The organism is Robertkochia flava (assembly GCF_020166515.1).
Taxonomy (GTDB): Bacteria; Bacteroidota; Bacteroidia; order Flavobacteriales; family Flavobacteriaceae; genus Robertkochia; species Robertkochia flava.
The window spans coordinates 25,464-42,066 of sequence record NZ_JAINZT010000004.1 but is presented as its reverse complement, the minus strand read 5'-3'; the positions used below and the strand labels follow the sequence as shown (position 1 = coordinate 42,066).

At 47.2% G+C, this 16,603-nt stretch carries 11 protein-coding genes; 7 read left to right on the top strand and 4 right to left on the bottom strand.

Annotation, left to right across the window (positions count from 1 at the left end; all coding sequences use genetic code 11):
• Positions 1 to 55 precede the first annotated feature (55 nt).
• A complete protein-coding gene (locus tag K7R11_RS05185) occupies positions 56 to 1,402 on the bottom strand; it encodes a dihydrolipoamide acetyltransferase family protein (protein WP_224489204.1) in 1,347 nt (448 codons plus the stop codon).
• A 105-nt stretch (positions 1,403 to 1,507) separates the two neighbouring features.
• Positions 1,508 to 2,125, bottom strand: coding sequence for a recombination mediator RecR (recR, locus tag K7R11_RS05180; protein WP_224489202.1), 618 nt, complete (start codon positions 2,123 to 2,125; stop codon positions 1,508 to 1,510).
• A gap of 84 nt (positions 2,126 to 2,209) precedes the next feature.
• Between recR and K7R11_RS05175 the strand changes: the two genes are divergently transcribed.
• On the top strand, positions 2,210 to 3,667 hold the full coding sequence (locus tag K7R11_RS05175; RefSeq protein WP_224489200.1) for a sodium:solute symporter: 1,458 nt from the start codon (positions 2,210 to 2,212) through the stop codon (positions 3,665 to 3,667).
• Here the strand turns inward: K7R11_RS05175 and K7R11_RS05170 are convergent.
• Positions 3,661 to 4,020: a CoA-binding protein gene (locus K7R11_RS05170; RefSeq protein WP_224489198.1), complete on the bottom strand. Its 360-nt coding sequence runs from the start codon at positions 4,018 to 4,020 to the stop codon at positions 3,661 to 3,663. The two genes, K7R11_RS05175 and K7R11_RS05170, sit on opposite strands and share 7 nt — an antisense overlap.
• A 111-nt stretch (positions 4,021 to 4,131) precedes the next feature.
• On the opposite strand from K7R11_RS05170, the gene K7R11_RS05165 reads away from it, so the two are divergent.
• The 5 genes from K7R11_RS05165 to K7R11_RS05145 all read left to right on the top strand — a co-directional run bounded on the left by K7R11_RS05165 (position 4,132) and on the right by K7R11_RS05145 (position 12,841).
• Entirely contained in the window at positions 4,132 to 6,615 is a 2,484-nt protein-coding gene (locus tag K7R11_RS05165) for a TonB-dependent receptor domain-containing protein (RefSeq protein WP_224489196.1), read from the top strand.
• Between the two features lie 778 nt (positions 6,616 to 7,393).
• The gene (locus tag K7R11_RS05160) at positions 7,394 to 8,971 is read left to right on the top strand and encodes an arylsulfatase (protein ID WP_224489194.1); all 1,578 of its coding nucleotides are present in this window, start codon (positions 7,394 to 7,396) and stop codon (positions 8,969 to 8,971) included.
• 719 nt (positions 8,972 to 9,690) lie between these two features.
• On the top strand, positions 9,691 to 11,259 hold the full coding sequence (locus K7R11_RS05155) for an arylsulfatase (RefSeq protein ID WP_224489192.1): 1,569 nt from the start codon (positions 9,691 to 9,693) through the stop codon (positions 11,257 to 11,259).
• An 81-nt stretch (positions 11,260 to 11,340) separates the two neighbouring features.
• Entirely contained in the window at positions 11,341 to 12,396 is a 1,056-nt protein-coding gene (locus K7R11_RS05150; RefSeq protein WP_224489190.1) for an HAD family hydrolase, read from the top strand.
• Between the two features lie 97 nt (positions 12,397 to 12,493).
• On the top strand, positions 12,494 to 12,841 hold the full coding sequence (locus K7R11_RS05145; RefSeq protein WP_224489188.1) for a four helix bundle protein: 348 nt from the start codon (positions 12,494 to 12,496) through the stop codon (positions 12,839 to 12,841).
• Positions 12,842 to 12,922: 81 nt separating this feature from the next.
• Here K7R11_RS05145 and K7R11_RS05140 read toward each other — a convergent pair whose 3' ends face one another.
• Positions 12,923 to 13,936: a 3-oxoacyl-ACP synthase III family protein gene (locus K7R11_RS05140; RefSeq protein ID WP_224489187.1), complete on the bottom strand. Its 1,014-nt coding sequence runs from the start codon at positions 13,934 to 13,936 to the stop codon at positions 12,923 to 12,925.
• A gap of 195 nt (positions 13,937 to 14,131) precedes the next feature.
• Between K7R11_RS05140 and K7R11_RS05135 the strand changes: the two genes are divergently transcribed.
• Positions 14,132 to 16,573 carry an alpha/beta hydrolase family protein gene (locus tag K7R11_RS05135; protein ID WP_224489185.1) on the top strand — a complete coding sequence of 814 codons (2,442 nt, stop codon included), beginning with the start codon at positions 14,132 to 14,134 and terminating at the stop codon, positions 16,571 to 16,573.
• Positions 16,574 to 16,603 lie beyond the last annotated feature (30 nt).

The window sequence follows — 16,603 nt, the reverse complement described above, 5'->3', positions numbered from 1 at the left end:
GGGCAATAAAAAACCCCGGTCTCTGCCGGGGTTTTAATAACTTGAAAACAAGGTTTTAAATTTCCCTGTTAATATCCCATGACTCCAGGTAATCGGCCACCCGCTTTACGAACTGGCCTCCCAGAGCACCGTTGACTACCCTGTGATCGTAACTGTGAGAAAGGAACATCTTATGGCGTATTCCGATAAGATCACCTTCAGGAGTTTCGATAACAGCCGGCACCTTGCGAATGGCACCCAAAGCCAGTATTGCTACCTGGGGCTGATTAATAATGGGCGTACCCATAACACTGCCAAAGGTTCCCACATTGGTAACTGTATAGGTACCACCCTGGATCTCATCCGGCTTTAACTTATTATGACGCGCCCTGTTGGCGAGATCATTGACTTTCTTAGCCATTCCTACCAGGTTAAGCTGGTCGGCATTTTTAATGACCGGAACGATCAGGTTACCGTCAGGAAGGGCAGCTGCCATTCCCAGGTTAATATTTTTACGCTTAATGATCTTATCGCCATCTACTGATATGTTGATCATCGGGAAATCCTTGATAGCCTTGGCAACGGCCTCCATGAAAATAGGGGTAAAAGTAAGCTTTTCACCTTCGCGATCCTGGAAGGTGTTCTTTACCTTATTCCTCCATTTTACGATGGCGGTAACATCCACTTCTATAAAGCTCTGTACGTGAGCCGAAGTCTGCACACTCTCTACCATATGGTGGGCAATAAGTTTCCCCATACGGCTCATTTCGATGATCTCATCTTCTCCGCTCACGGAAACCGGCGTTGGAGCTGGTTTGGGTGCAGGAGCAGCCTGCGGCTTTGGCGCACTTGCAGCAGGGGCAACCTGGGTTGCCTGTACCGGCTGTTCACCACGCCCTTCAATATAGGATAAAATATCATCCTTGGTAACGCGGCCATCCTTGCCACTACCCTGTATCTTTTCTAATTCCTCAAGGCTTACATTTTCTTCCCTTGCGATATTCTTCACCAGTGGAGAATAAAAACGTTCCGAAGCGGAGAAATCCGTTTGCTCTTCTGCAGAAACGGAAGACTTCACCTCTTTCATCTGGGTTTCCAGGTTGGCAGCAGCCTTTTCTTCCGTTACCGGCTCCTGCACTTCTGTTGTCGTGCGCTCCTGTGTTTCGGAAGCTTCACCCTCTCCTTCGGTTTCGATAACAGCGATGACCTCGCCCACCTTAACCACATCATCCACATCAAAGAACTTTTCTACGAGCACCCCTTCTACTTCGCTGGGCACTTCAGAGTCTACTTTATCGGTAGCCACCTCTACCACGGCCTCATCAGCTTCTATGGTGTCTCCTACATCTTTCAACCAAGCAGTAAGCGTTGCCTCTGCAACACTCTCACCCATCTGAGGAAGTTTTAGTTCAAATTTTGCCATATTTATAATTTATAGCTGTTTTTATGTGTTTGTTTTGCGAAAATAATTAAAAAAACAATATTTCGTTATACTATTTTTAATGAATGAACAGCAACCTCTTGTTTGTTAGCTTTTTAACGAATTTTCAAAAGGCACCCTGTTCATGATACTGCGCCCCAGAGTAACCTCATCGGCATATTCCAGCTCATCTCCCACCGAAATTCCACGGGCAATAGCCGAAGTCCTGATCCCTAAAGGTTCGAGCTGCTTAAAAATATAAAAGTTCGTGGTATCTCCTTCCATGGTAGAGCTCAGAGCAAAGATCACTTCTTCCACCTCTCCCTGCCTGGCTTTCTCCACCAGAGATTCGATGGTAAGCTCCTGGGGGCCAACCCCATCCATGGGAGAGATCTTTCCTCCCAGCACATGGTACAATCCGTTATACTGGCCTGTGTTTTCAATGGCCATAACATCACGGATATCCTCCACCACACAAACCAGCTTTCGCTCTCTTTTAGGATTGGCACAGATCTGACAAAGCTCTGTATCTGAAATATTATGGCAATTGCTGCAGTACCTGATGTCCATGCGCAGGGCCAGCAGGGCCCTGGAAAGATCTTCGGTTTGCTCCTTAGGTTGCCTCAACAGGTGCAGCACCAGCCGCAAGGCCGTTCGCTTCCCGATCCCGGGAAGCTGAGACACCTCGTAAACAGCATTTTCCAGTAGTTTAGAAGAAAAATCCATCGTGGCGAATTTACGATTTTCTAAAACCACAAAACAGGATTATATGAAGTTTTGTATTTTGGCTCTTCAAAAACCAAAACCTACATGCAACCCATCTTTATCATTTCCCTTATTGCGGCCTACTTCCTGCTTCTTATCCTGATCTCTTTTCTCACCGGAAAGGAAGAAAGTAATGAAAGTTTTTTTAAAGCAAACCGGCAGTCTCCGTGGTATGTTGTCGCCTTTGGGATGATCGGGGCCACTCTGAGTGGAGTAACCTTTATTTCAGTCCCCGGATGGGTGGAAGCCTCCAGCTTCAGTTATATGCAGATGGTTTTGGGTTATATCCTGGGATACCTCATTATCGGTACCGTATTGCTCCCCCTTTACTACAGGTTAAACCTAACCTCCATATACACCTACCTCGAGCACCGCTTCGGCAACGCGAGTTACAAAACCGGAGCCTCACTTTTTTTGGTTTCCCGAATCGTGGGGGCCAGCTTCAGGCTGTTTTTGGTGGCGAATGTCTTGCAGGTGATCCTTTTCAATGCCCTCGGAATCCCCTTCTGGGTAACGGTAACCCTTACCATTGTCCTGATCTGGCTGTATACCTTTAAGAGCGGTATCAAAACCATTGTTTACACAGACACCCTTCAGACCCTGTTCATGCTTATAGCCGTTGGGGTAGCCACGGTTAGTGTATATAACGAACTTGACCTGGCCGAGACCGGACTCATCAGTTATATCTCGGGCAGTGACCTCTCCCGTATATTTTTCTTCGACGACGTGAAAAGCGGGGAATACTTCTGGAAACAATTTTTATCAGGAGCCTTTATTGCAGTGGTTATGACAGGGCTCGACCAGGATATGATGCAAAAGAACCTAACCTGTCGCAGCCTGAAGGATGCCCAGAAAAACATGTTCTGGTTCACCATAGTACTTACCATCGTAAACCTCGTTTTTCTTGTTCTCGGCTTACTCCTTACCGAATATGCCCGACAGTTTGGAATTGATGCCCACAGGGATGACCTCTTTGCGGTGCTATCCTCAGAATACCTGGGTACAGCGGTTTTTGTATTTTTCCTTATTGGCCTGATTGCGGCAGCTTACAGCAGTGCCGACAGCGCCCTGACCTCTATGACCACATCTTTTAGCGTGGATATTGTGGACCTGGAAAAAAGATACCCGGAAGAAGACCGGATACGGATTCGAAAAAGGATCCACATCCTCTTTTCCATCCTGCTTATCCTGGTGATCATCACTTTTAAATACATTATTAAGAACGAGAGCGTGATCGCGAAGCTGTTCACCTTTGCCGGATATACCTATGGCCCCCTTCTGGGACTTTACAGTTTCGGACTTTTCACCTCCCTGAAGGTCAAAGACAAACTGGTACCGTTCCTGGCGGTACTGTCTCCGGTGCTGTCTTACTTTATAAGCGATTATTGTTTCAGAGTGTACGGCTTTGACTTCGGATTCTTTATTCTTATCCTCAACGGAGCCCTGACCTTTATCGGATTATTGCTGATTAGCAGAAAAGAAGGCCCCGTAATGGCTCAGTAGGTTTTTACCGAAAGCATGACAAGGGTACAAGCCACCTCAATGGTGATGCCGTTTTTCTTAAGGATCGCATAGAGTTCCGGATTCTCAGTACCGGGATTAAAGATCACCCTTTGAGGCGCCAGTGAAAGAATATACTCGTAAAACGGTTTTTGATTTTCTGGATTAAGGTAGAGGGTAACCGTGTGCACCCCGGTAAAGGGTACAGGTTCGTCGTGAATCTCAATTCCGCAGGCAGTACCCTTACGCCTGCCCACGGCCACCGTATCAATATGGGCGGCAGTAAGTCTTTTAATGGCGATATAACTGTACCTGTCGGCCTTTGCAGAGGCTCCTAAAACCAGGGTCTTTTTCATGTGTTAATTAGTGTTAAAGCTTTCTTTTCCTGTAACAAACATAATGCAAGTTCGTCATTTATGTATCCGGATCTTCCGGAATCATCAATCATCAATCAAAAAGACGAACCAATGAAATCATTTTTTCTGATGTGCGCCCTTCTAGTTGGCGTACTGAGTACTGCGCAACCTGCCCCGGAAGAACCTTCAGACCTCCCTGCAAAGATAGGCACCGTTACCGGAAAGGTTATAGACCAAAACCTGAAACAACCCGTGCCTTATGCCTCTGTGGTAATTAAATCTACCGCAGATGGAAGTGCCGTAACCGGAGGTATTACCGCAGAAGACGGGAGTTTTGAGATCGAAAAAGTAGAAGAAGGCGAACATATCCTCGAAATCCAGTTTATAGGATACAAGAATTTCACCAAAACCATAACCATTTCCCGAAGCAACCGGCGTGTAGATATGGGCACCATCGCCCTGGAAGAGAACGTGACCGAACTCGAGGGTGTCGATGTGGTGGCTGAACGTTCTACCATAGAACAGAAGATCGACAGGAAAGTGATCAATGTAGGGAAAGACCTGACCACCCAGGGAGCTACTGCCGCAGAGATCATGAACAACATCCCGTCTGTGAATGTCGACCAGCAATCGGGGGATATTTCCCTGAGAGGAAACAGCAATGTGCGGGTAATGGTTGACGGTAAACTCTCGAACGTACCCGTAGCCCAGCTGTTGCGCCAGATCCCTTCAACCTCCATTAAAAAGATCGAACTCATTACCAATCCTTCAGCAAAATACAATCCGGAAGGAATGAGCGGACTTATCAATATTGTTTTGCATAAAAATGCCAATATCGGGTTTAACGGGAACCTGAATATGGGACTCGGATATGAAATCGAAGCGAAATTCAACGGATCCCTCGACTTGAACTACCGGCAGGGAAAATTCAACTTTTACGGCAGTTACGGGAATAACACCAGTAAGAATGTAAACGACGGTTTTATAGAACGACTGGATGACCCTGCCTCGGACTTCAATGAAAAACAATTCCAGAAATTTTATTTCTTCAACAATAATAAATCGAACCTGTACAAACTGGGGCTCGACTTCTATTTGAATGAAAAAAATACGGTGTCCTTTTTTACCAACCAGAACTTCTTTGATGGCCTGGGAACGGGAGATACCGATATCATTTACCTTGGAGACCCATCCCTTAACGGTACCCAGAGCACGGTATTCGACGACTACAACCATACCGAACAATATAATTTTGTATACAAACTGGATTTTGCCAAAGAAGGGCATAACATTGGCCTGGAGGCCGATTACAGTACCTTTGACAACAACCAGGATGCCCTTTTCGACTTTTCAGGATTCTCCCAGATCCCCGATTATATGGACTTTGTGAATACCCATAGAGACCAAAGCATCGTAAACCTGGATTATGTGAATCCGCTGAGCGAAAAATCCAAACTGGAACTCGGATTGGAATCCCGGCTGTTCGAAACCGATGTAGACTATGCTTCCACCGGATTAAACTTTGATGAGAACGGGAACCTGGTTCCTACCCCGAACACTAATTTTATCTACGGAATGGACATCTATTCGGCCTATGCCACCTTCGGGCAAAATTTTGAAAAGTGGAGCTACCAGGTCGGCGCCAGGGTCGAAGATGTATCGGTTACCGCAGTCACCAACGGAGAGCGCTCCTTTACAGACGACTATTTCCAGCTGTATCCCTCTGCGTTTTTAAGGTATGCACCCAGCGAAAAGAATCAGTACCAGATCAGTTACAGCCGCAGGGTAGACCGTCCGGGGCTGCAGCAGGTAAATCCTATACGGGAATGGAGTACTCCGCAACTCTCCTCCTTCGGGAATCAGAACCTGTTACCGCAATTCACCAATTCCCTTGAGCTGAACTACACCCACCGTATGGAAAAACTGGGTAGTATCACCTTCGGTGGATTTTTCAGGCAGATACAGGATGAGATCAACAGGGCTGTTTACATAGACCGCAGGGACCTGACCAAGCAGATCCTGACCTGGGATAATTTTAACGACACGGAAGCCTATGGGGTGGAGCTCAATACCAACCTGAACCTGGCGAAATGGTGGAGTGTGAACATGAGTGCCGAATTTTTTGCTCAGACCCAGCGGGGACTAACAGAACGCCTGGATCCGTCGATCCCGGACCCGACTCCCGATGATATCACCATCGATGCGATAGAGGTAGAGAACAATATTCTCAACCTGAGAATGAACAATAGTTTTAAGGTAACTGAAAAGCTTTCCTTTAACCTTTTCGGGCTATACAGAGGCGGGGTGGAAACCCTCCAGGTAGATCAAAACCCCATGTATTTTATTAATGCGGGGGCACGTTACACCTTTGCCCAGGGGAAAGGAAGTGTAAGCCTGAATTACAACGACATCTTCAATACTGCCCAATGGGGCTTTGAGACCGACAGGCCGTTTGCCCAAAGAGGCCAGTTTAACTGGGAAAGCAATACTGTATTTGTCGGGCTGTCCTACCAGTTTGGCAGCGGTAAGAACCGCGCTCTGCAACGCAAGCAACGTGATGACCGTACCAAAGGCGGTGGTGGCGGTATTTTATAATACTTAATAACTATTAGTTTTATAGTTGATGGTTAGTGTTAATTGATAGTTATTAACAGAGATCCCGGGTTCATGCAGTACCACCCGGGATTTCGCATTTTTAGACGGGATGGATGTTGTGAAACAATTCGTCTTTGCGAGGCCATGCAGTGGCCGCGGCAATCTCCCTGATAAAGGTACGGGTTACGAGGTACGCGTTACGGGATGTGTAATATGATGCAGTTCGTCTTTGCGAGTTTACCTGCCAAAGGCAGGGAGCGAAGCGATGTGGCAATCTCATTGATGATGGTACGGACCTGCCTGCCGCAGGCAGGGGTACGGAGGTATGGAGGTATGGAGGTACGAAGGTACGAAGGTACGGAGGCACGAAGGTACCGCCTGCGGTACGTATTACAAAACATCTCGTCTTTGCGAGGCCATGCAGTGGCCGTGGCAATCTCCCTAATTAAGGTACGGGTTACGAGGGTAGTAAATGGTGAATTCTGAATTGTGAATTGTGAATTTCAGATAAAGATTTCCATTCCTGACAATCAAAAATTTAAAACCAACCTGATCATCCCTTCTCCCTACTCCCGACCAACCACTAACAACTAACGACTCCCGACTAACGACTAACGACCTCCCGCGCTTCGCACAGGCAAGATTTTTTTTACTATACCCTGTTTTTTTTATACATTTAAAACTCTGTATTTCAGTTCATTGCCCCTTACCTTATTTCCATTCACTCCCTTTTTTATGCTGGTAAGAAAAAATTGTTAATCAACATCTTAAGTATTTTATGAGAAATTTCAGATCATTTTTAATGATGCTCACCCTTATGGCCTTTGGGGTCGGGGTATTTGCACAGGACAAACCCAATATCCTGGTAATATGGGGGGATGATATTGGGTGGACTAATCTGAGCTGCTATGAGCATGGCGTTATGGCCTATACCACTCCTAATATTGACCGCATCGCCAATGAGGGGGTATTATTCACCGACCATTATGCCCAGCCTTCCTGTACAGCCGGTAGAGCAGCCTTTATTACCGGGCAATACCCGATACGTTCGGGAATGACCACGGTGGGGCAGCCCGGCGATGCTCTGGGACTGCAAGCCGCCTCTCCCAGCCTGGCAGAGGTATTTAAATCCGAAGGGTATGCCACAGGACACTTCGGGAAAAATCACCTGGGCGACCGGAACGAACACCTTCCTACCGCTCATGGTTTTGACGAGTTCTTCGGCAACCTTTATCACCTGAATACCCAGGAGGAGGCAGAGCAACGTGATTACCAGAATTTCGGAAAAGCCTATTCCGGAGACCTGGAAGCCTATGAAAAGAAGTTCGGCACCAGGGGAGTGATCCATTCCTTCGCTACCAACGAAATGGACAATACGGAAGACCCACGCTTTGGGGTGGTTGGCAAACAACGCATTACCGACACCGGCCCGCTGACCCAGGAGCGCATGAAAGAATTCGACCGGGAGGAAGTGATCCCTAAAGCGATCGATTTCATGAAGAACGCTAAAGATTCTGACGAACCCTTTTTCGTTTGGCTTAACACTTCCAGAATGCACTTGTATACCCGTGTGCACGAGGAATGGCTGAAAAAAGTAGAAAAGTATACCAGTGAAGCCGATTATTACGGAGCGGGAATGCTACAGCATGATGACGATATTGGATTCGTTTTGGATTGGCTGGACGAAATGGGATTGGCAGAAAATACCATCGTATTATACTCTACCGATAATGGTCCGGAACACGCGTCCTGGCCACATGGAGGTACTACCCCCTTCCGCGGAGAAAAGATGACCACCTATGAGGGAGGCGTACGGGTACCCTGCATGGTGCGGTGGCCCGGTAAAATTCCTCCGGGAACTGCATTGAATGGCATTCAGGCTCATCAGGACCTGTTTACCACCCTTGCCGCAGCTGCCGGGATCGATGATGTTGCCGACCGAATAATGAAGGAGAAAAATCAGTATATCGACGGGGTGAATAACCTCGATTACTGGATGGGGCAACAGGATCACTCTAACAGGAATCATATTTTCCACTATTATGAGAGCAAGCTTACAGCAGTGCGAATGGGCCCATGGAAATTCCATTTCTCCACCAAGGAGGATTATTATGCGAATATGGTTCCGCGAACCGTTCCTTTGGTATTCAATATCCGAATGGACCCTTACGAGAGTTATGACAGTACCGACTCATACGGCCACCTGATGCAAAAGGTCTCCTGGCTCATCCAGCCCATGGGAGAACTTATGGCCGCCCACCTGAAAACTTTAGCAGAATACCCCCCGGTACAGGGAGGAAAATCGTTTGACATGTCCAACGTGGTGGAAGAATTCATCAATAAAGCAAGGCAATAATTGTATCTAAACAACCAGATTCAAAATCCCGGAGAAATCTCCGGGATTTTTTTTGGTGATGAGGGTACGGAGCACAAATGTTGAAACTATTCGACTTTACGAGTCCCGCCTTGCGGGGCGTGGCAATCTCATTGATGATGGTACGGAGGTATGGAGGTACGAAGGTACGGAGGTACGGAGGTACGAAGGTACCGCCTGCGGTACGTATTACAAAACATCTCGTCTTTGCGAGTTTACCTGCCAAAGGCAGGGGTATGGAGGTACGAAGGTACCCGCTGCCATACATATTACAAAACAGCTCGTCTTTGCGAGTTTACCTGCCAAAGGCAGGGAGCGAAGCGACGTGGCAATCTCCCAGTTTAAGTGACGGGTTACGAGGGTAGTAAATGGTGAATTGTGAATTGTGAATTTCAGATAAAGATTTCCATTCCTGACAATCAAAAATTAAAATCTAAACCTGATCATCCCGACTCCCACTCCGACTCCTTCTCCCGACTCCCGACTAACCACTAACCACTAACAACTAACCACTAACAACTAACCACTAACCTAAAAATAACACAGCCATATTGCTGATTTACAATATTTTAAGTATGTTTGGATTTTAGCACACCCCACTGCTCTGCCTCCGCAAGACCCAACATGTACCCCCCCAACCTTGAAGAGCCAACATAACTTCCTTTGCTGATATTCTGATTACTAATTTTATTTAACACATTATGAAACATTTGGCAATGGCTCTATTCCTTTCAGTAGGGATACTCTTTTTTTCTCCCTCAGAAGGGCACGCACAAACTAAAAAACCCAATGTCCTGGTGATCTGGGGTGATGACATCGGCACCTGGAACATCAGCCACAACAACAGAGGTATGATGGGGTACAAGACTCCGAATATCGACCGGATCGCAAAAGAAGGGGTAGCCTTTACCGATTACTACGCCCAGCAGAGTTGTACTGCCGGAAGGGCGGCCTTTATAAGCGGTTCCGTACCCGTTCGTTCGGGAATGACCAAAGTAGGTTTACCCGGCGCTGAGCAGGGCTGGCAGGAAAGCGATGTCACCATGGCTACTGTGATGAAAAGCCAGGGGTATGCCACCGGGCAGTTCGGCAAGAACCACCAGGGGGACCTCGACACCCACCTGCCTACCAATCACGGTTTTGACGAATTCCTTGGCAACCTCTACCACCTCAATGCTCAGGAGGAACCGGAGAATGAGGATTACCCCGCAGATATGAAGTTAAGGAACGGGAAAACCTTTCTGGAGACCTACGGCCCCAGAGGCGTTATCCATTCCTGGGCTACAGGTAACGGGAACCAGCGTATTGAAGATACCGGGCCACTTAACAAAAAACGAATGGAAACCATCGACGATGAAACTGTTGCCGCGGCCAAGGAATTTATCAAAAAACAGCATGAGGCCGGAACGCCTTGGTTTGTATGGTGGAACGGTACCCGGATGCACTTCCGTACCCATGTCAAGGAAGAACACCGGGGTATCAGCGGCCAGGATGAATACTCCGACGGGATGGTGGAACACGATATGCATGTAGGTGAATTGCTCGACCTGCTGGACGAACTGGGCATTGCCGAAAATACGGTAGTGATGTACTCCACCGACAACGGTCCGCATTACAACACCTGGCCCGATGCCGGTACTACCCCCTTCAGAGGTGAGAAAAATTCTAACTGGGAAGGCGCCTACAGGGTACCTGCCTTTGTAAGATGGCCCGGGGTATATCCTGCCGGAGTAACCCTGAACGGGATCGTAGCTCACGAAGACTGGCTCCCTACATTTGCTACCATTGCCGGAGCACCAGACATAAAAGACAAGTTAAAGAACGGGGTTACCCTGAATGGCCGAAAATACCGGAATTATGTAGATGGGTATGACCTCAATCCCTATCTCAAAGGAGAAACCGAGGAAAGTCCACGTAGTGAATTCTGGTATGTGAATGATGACGGACAGGTGGTCGCCGCCCGTTACGACGACTGGAAAATTGTATTCCTGGAAAACCGAGGGCAACAGTTTGGGGTGTGGCGAGAACCCTTTGTAGAACTTCGGGTGCCTTCGATCTTTAACTTAAGAAGAGACCCCTTTGAAAAAGCACAACACAATTCGAACACCTATTACGACTGGCTGCTGGACAGGGTTTTCGTAATCGTGCCCATACAGCAACTGGCTGCACAATTTCTCATGACGATGAAGGACTATCCCCCAAGCCAAAGTCCCGGATCATTTAATCTAAGCACAATTGAAGAGAAAATGAAAAACCTGGGAAGCAATTAGTTTTCCTTCTAAAACCAAATGATAAAGTGGCAGGTAACCTAAAATACCTGCCGCTTTTATTAAAAATCCAATATTATTGAGATGAGTAAGAAGATTTTACGGACTTGGAAACACCTGCTTCCGGCCTTGGTATTAATGGTTTTATCCTGCAAACAGGAATCAGGCGATGCAGCCTTAGAGGGCTCCAATGAAGAAGCCACAGTGGCATCTGCAGACCCGCTGCCCTCCTGGAACGAAGGAGCGGCAAAATCGGCCATTATCGAATTTGTAACGGCAGCCACTACAGAAGGAAGTGACGGATTCATACCGGTAAAAGACCGTATTGCCACCTTTGACAACGACGGAAATCTCTGGGCCGAACAACCGGTATATTTTCAATTGCTCTTTGCCATTGATCGCATTAAACTTATGGCAGAGCAGCATCCGGAATGGAAAAATGAGGAGCCCTATAAATCCATATTGGAAGGCAACCTGAAAAACATTGAGGCCCAGGGGATGCAGGGCATTGTAAAACTGGTCATGACCACCCATGCCGGCATGAGTCCGCAGGAGTTCCGGAAGATCGTGCAGGACTGGATGGCCTTCGCCACCCATCCCAAAACGGGCAAACCCTATAATCAGATGATCTATGAACCCATGCTGGAGTTATTAAACTACCTCCGGGACCACGAGTTTAAAACCTTTATCGTTTCCGGTGGCGGGGTGGAATTCATGCGGGCATGGGCCGAGGTCACCTACGGTATCCCTCCCTACCAGGTGGTGGGAAGCAGTATAAAAACTGAATTCGTGATAGAAAACGGGCAGGCTGTTATAAAACGGCTGCCGGAAATGGAATTCATAGACGATAAGGAGGGAAAACCCATAGGGATCAATCGCTTTATCGGTAAAATCCCGGTTTTTGCTTCCGGAAACTCCGATGGCGACCTGCAAATGCTCCTGTTTTCCGATTCCAGAGACCCCAGTTTTCAACTTTACCTCCACCATACCGACTCCATAAGAGAATGGGCCTATGACAGGGATTCACATATCGGGAAACTGGACAAAGGCCTGGATGAAGCTTTAGCCCGGGGATGGACCGTGATCGATATGGCCAACGACTGGAAGACGGTTTTTCCGGAGACAAATAATGATGAATGATGGATTATGGATTATGGATTATGGATTATGGATTATGGATTATGGATTATGGATTTTATAGAAAATAATCTATATTGTATTCCCTAAATAATTCAAAATGAATCCAATAAAAGAAAAAAGTTATGCCTTCGCCCTCGAAATAATTAACTGTTACACAATACTGACCCAAGAAAAAAAGGAATATGTAATGAGTAAACAAATGCTGAAGTCGGGAACAGCCATTGGAGCTTTATACAGAGAAGCTGAACATGCTGAATCCAAGGCTGACTTCATTCATAAAATGGCAATCGCTCAAAAAGAGGCGAATGAAACTCTTTATTGGATAGATCTTTTAAATACCTCAGGTTTTCTAGACCAAGATCAGTATGAGAACCTTAAAAGCGAGAATATATCTCTTCGCAAATTAATTTCAAGTATTATTCTTACTTCTAAAACCAGGTTATAGTTCAGCACCATCCAACATTCATCATCCATAATTCATAATCCATCATTAAACAAAAAACCGGCTTCCGCCGGTTTTTTGTTATTACCATCTCATGATCACGCTTCCCCAGGTGAATCCGCTGCCAAAGGCAGCCAGGACCACGAGGTCGCCCTCTTTGATCTTTCCGAGTTCCCATGCTTCGGTAAGTGCGATCGGAATCGAGGCGGCGGTGGTATTGCCGTATTTCATGATGTTATTATAGACCTGGTCATCAGACAATTTGAATTTCCCCTGTATGAACTGAGAAATCCGGAGGTTGGCCTGGTGCGGGATCAGCATATCAATATCTGCCGGAGTGAGTTGATTCGCCTGAAGCCCTTCCATGATCACTTCGCTAAAACGCACTACTGCATGTTTAAAGACATACTGTCCGTTCATATAGGGCCAATAGGACATATCATCGGGATCATTGTCTTCAAGGATATCGGAAACCCAGCGTTTCCCCATGCCCGGCGCAATAAGTGCCAGTTGCTCGGCGTGCTCCCCCTCTGAGTGCAAATGGGTGGAGAGGATCCCTTTTTCATTATCTTCTTCCCTGGTTACCACAGCGGCACCTGCCCCATCTCCGAAGATTACTGACACGCCACGTCCACGAGTGGTCATATCCAGACCGGGAGAATGGGTTTCAGCCCCAATTACCAGCACATTTTTGTACATCCCGGTTTTGATATACTGGTCGGCCACAGAGATCGCATAGACAAATCCGGAACACTGGTTCCTCACATCCAGTGCACCCACGGTACGTTTTAATCCGAGCTCCTTCTGCACCAGAACCCCGGGACCGGGGAAATAATAATCCGGACTCAGGGTGGCAAACACGATAAAGTCAATTTCATCCTTATCAATACCTGCGCGCTCAATAGCACTTTTTGCCGCTTTGACTCCCATGCTCATAGTGGTGTCTCCATCCCCTTTTACGACATGGCGTCGCTCCCTGATCCCGGTGCGTTCCTGAATCCACTCATCATTCGTATCCATCACCTTCGAAAGATCATCATTGGTAACCACATTTTCAGGTACGTAATAACCCAAACCGGAAATACGTGAATTGTACATATGTATTTAGTTTTGTTGATATCTGTTTTGGAGGGGCAAATCTAAAAATTAAAATTACATAAAAAAGTATCTATTTCCTTGCGGATACACAAAAAGAACACCCCCGTTCCTGAGAAAAAGCAATATTCAGGGTAAAAATTTTCATATCTTCCCGCTAATAATCATTTTAATTAAAACGAATAAAAAAAATCGCTCATGAGAACATTATTCCTCAGCCTGCTGCTGATTGGTTTCATTACCAGCACCAGGGCGCAGGAGAACCTGCAATACCAGCAACCTTCGGAAGAGATCCTGGAACTGGCCGACGCCAAACCTGCACCCCAGGTCATCCTTACCGACGATAACAAGCACATGTTATTGCTCTTTAGAGATGCTTACAGCGATATCGCAACGCTTTCTGAAGAAGAGATGCGACTGGCAGGATTACGGATCAATCCGGCCACCAATATTGGAAGTCGCACCAGGTACACCAACCAGGTGAAAATGAAAACCCCGATGGGAAATGAGATCTTTGAGATTGAGGGACATCCTGAAAATGCCCGACTGGCGAACTTCTCCTTCTCTCCCGATCAATCCCATGTAGCATTTACCAACACTACTGCGAATGGAGTAGAACTATGGGTACTGAACCTGGAGGAGAGAAAGGCTTCTAAACTTACCGAAGCCCGCCTTAATGCCAATATGGGGGATGTGATCAACTGGATGGCCGATGGCAAATCCATGCTGGTTAAAATACTCCCCGAAGACAGAAAAGCCCTGATCGACACAAAGGAAAGTATCCCTACAGGTCCAACCATATCCTCGAACAACGGAAAGAAAGCCCAGAACCGCACTTACCAGGATCTGCTTAAAAATCCGACAGACGAGTTTAACTTTGAACAGCTGGCCCGCTCGGCTATCTACCGCGTTGGCCTAAATGGTGATATCGCACCGTGGAGAGCAGCAGCTATGTACGATGATATTTCCGTTTCTCCCAACGGGGAGTATGTAATGGTATCTGAAATTAAAAAACCTTTCTCCTACATCGTACCCTATTACCGATTCCCTAGTACAACCTTCATAGTGAGCAGCGAAGGGGAAATGGTGGCAACCGTTTCTGAGATGCCCCTTACCGAGGAGCTTCCAAAAGGTTTTATGGCCACCCACACCGGGAAACGAAACATCAATTGGCGGGCCGATCGCGAGGCCACCCTGTACTTTGTGGAAGCCCTTGACGGTGGCGATCCGGCAAAAGAAGCCGAATACCGCGATGCATTGTACCAGCTCAAGGCACCGTTTAACGGTCAGCCAGAACCCCTACTCCAGGTTAAAAACCGGTTTGCCGGGGTGATATGGGGAGACGACCATACTGCCATGGCCTTTGACCGGTGGTTTGACACCAGGAATTCGAAGGTATACCTCTTTGACCCTTCCACTCCCGGTGACGCCAGGATCATTATTGACAGAAATTACCAGGATAACTACAGTGACCCGGGAAGTCCCGTTACCGAAAGAAATGCATTTTCCCGTCAAACCCTGTACCTGGAAAAAGGCAAATACGTCTATATGATCGGGGAGGGTTATACCCCTGAAGGCCAATTTCCGTTTGTAGACCGTGTCAACCTGGAGAACATGAAAAAGGAAAGGGTTTATACCTCGAAACTACAGTACAAAAAAGAGAACCTGCTCGACTATAAACCGGGGAAAGATCAGCTTCTGGTTCGCATCGAATCGAAAAACGAATACCCCAACTATTATTTCAGAACCCTGAAGAAAAGAATGGCCCCGAGGGCCCTAACCCAATTTGACAATCCGTTCCAAAGCCTGGCCGATGTCCATAAGGAAGTGATCACCTATACCCGGGAAGACGGACTGGAACTGAGCGGAACCCTCTACCTGCCTTCCGGGTATGACAAGGAAAGTGACGATAAATTACCGATGATCCTCTGGGCCTACCCCAGGGAATATAAAGACAAGAATTCGGCTTCACAGAACACACAGAACCCGAATGAATTCACCTATCCGAGCTGGGCATCGCCTGTATTCTGGGTAACCAAAGGATATGCCGTTCTTGATGATGCCGCATTCCCTATCATCGGGGAGGGTAACGAAGAACCCAACGACAGCTTCCGAAGTCAGCTCGTGGCTAATGCGAAAGCGGCCATCGATGCCGTAGATAAGATGGGGTATATCGACAGGGATCGCGTAGCCGTTGGAGGCCACAGCTATGGCGCATTCATGGTGGCCAACCTGTTGTCTCACTCTGATCTGTTTGCTGCAGGTATTGCGCGCAGCGGGGCCTACAACAGAACCCTGACCCCATTCGGATTTCAAAGTGAACAGCGTTCCTACTGGGAAGCCCCTGAGGTATATTACACCATGTCTCCCTTTATGCATGCCGATAAAATGAAAACACCATTGCTACTCATTCATGGGGAAGCCGATAACAATAGTGGCACCTACCCTATGCAAAGCGAAAGGTATTTCAATGCCCTGAAGGGACTCGGAGCAACCGTAAGACTGGTAATGCTGCCTAAAGAAAGTCATGGATACAGAGCGAAAGAAAGTATTCTCCATATGCTCTGGGAACAGGATCAATGGCTGGAAACCCATGTGATGAACAAAACAGCCTCTGCCGTTGAAGAAGACAGTAAATAAGAACTGAATTACACCTGATAAAAAAAGGGA

Bases quoted from the DNA above. Each gene is read 5' to 3' on its own strand.
- K7R11_RS05185 (WP_224489204.1), bottom strand. From the start codon at position 1,402: ATGGCAAAATTTGAACTAAAACTTCCTCAGATGGGTGAGAGTGTTGCA.
- recR (WP_224489202.1), bottom strand. From the start codon at position 2,125: ATGGATTTTTCTTCTAAACTACTGGAAAATGCTGTTTACGAGGTGTCT.
- K7R11_RS05175 (WP_224489200.1), top strand. From the start codon at position 2,210: ATGCAACCCATCTTTATCATTTCCCTTATTGCGGCCTACTTCCTGCTT.
- K7R11_RS05170 (WP_224489198.1), bottom strand. From the start codon at position 4,020: ATGAAAAAGACCCTGGTTTTAGGAGCCTCTGCAAAGGCCGACAGGTAC.
- K7R11_RS05165 (WP_224489196.1), top strand. From the start codon at position 4,132: ATGAAATCATTTTTTCTGATGTGCGCCCTTCTAGTTGGCGTACTGAGT.
- K7R11_RS05160 (WP_224489194.1), top strand. From the start codon at position 7,394: ATGAGAAATTTCAGATCATTTTTAATGATGCTCACCCTTATGGCCTTT.
- K7R11_RS05155 (WP_224489192.1), top strand. From the start codon at position 9,691: ATGAAACATTTGGCAATGGCTCTATTCCTTTCAGTAGGGATACTCTTT.
- K7R11_RS05150 (WP_224489190.1), top strand. From the start codon at position 11,341: ATGAGTAAGAAGATTTTACGGACTTGGAAACACCTGCTTCCGGCCTTG.
- K7R11_RS05145 (WP_224489188.1), top strand. From the start codon at position 12,494: ATGAATCCAATAAAAGAAAAAAGTTATGCCTTCGCCCTCGAAATAATT.
- K7R11_RS05140 (WP_224489187.1), bottom strand. From the start codon at position 13,936: ATGTACAATTCACGTATTTCCGGTTTGGGTTATTACGTACCTGAAAAT.
- K7R11_RS05135 (WP_224489185.1), top strand. From the start codon at position 14,132: ATGAGAACATTATTCCTCAGCCTGCTGCTGATTGGTTTCATTACCAGC.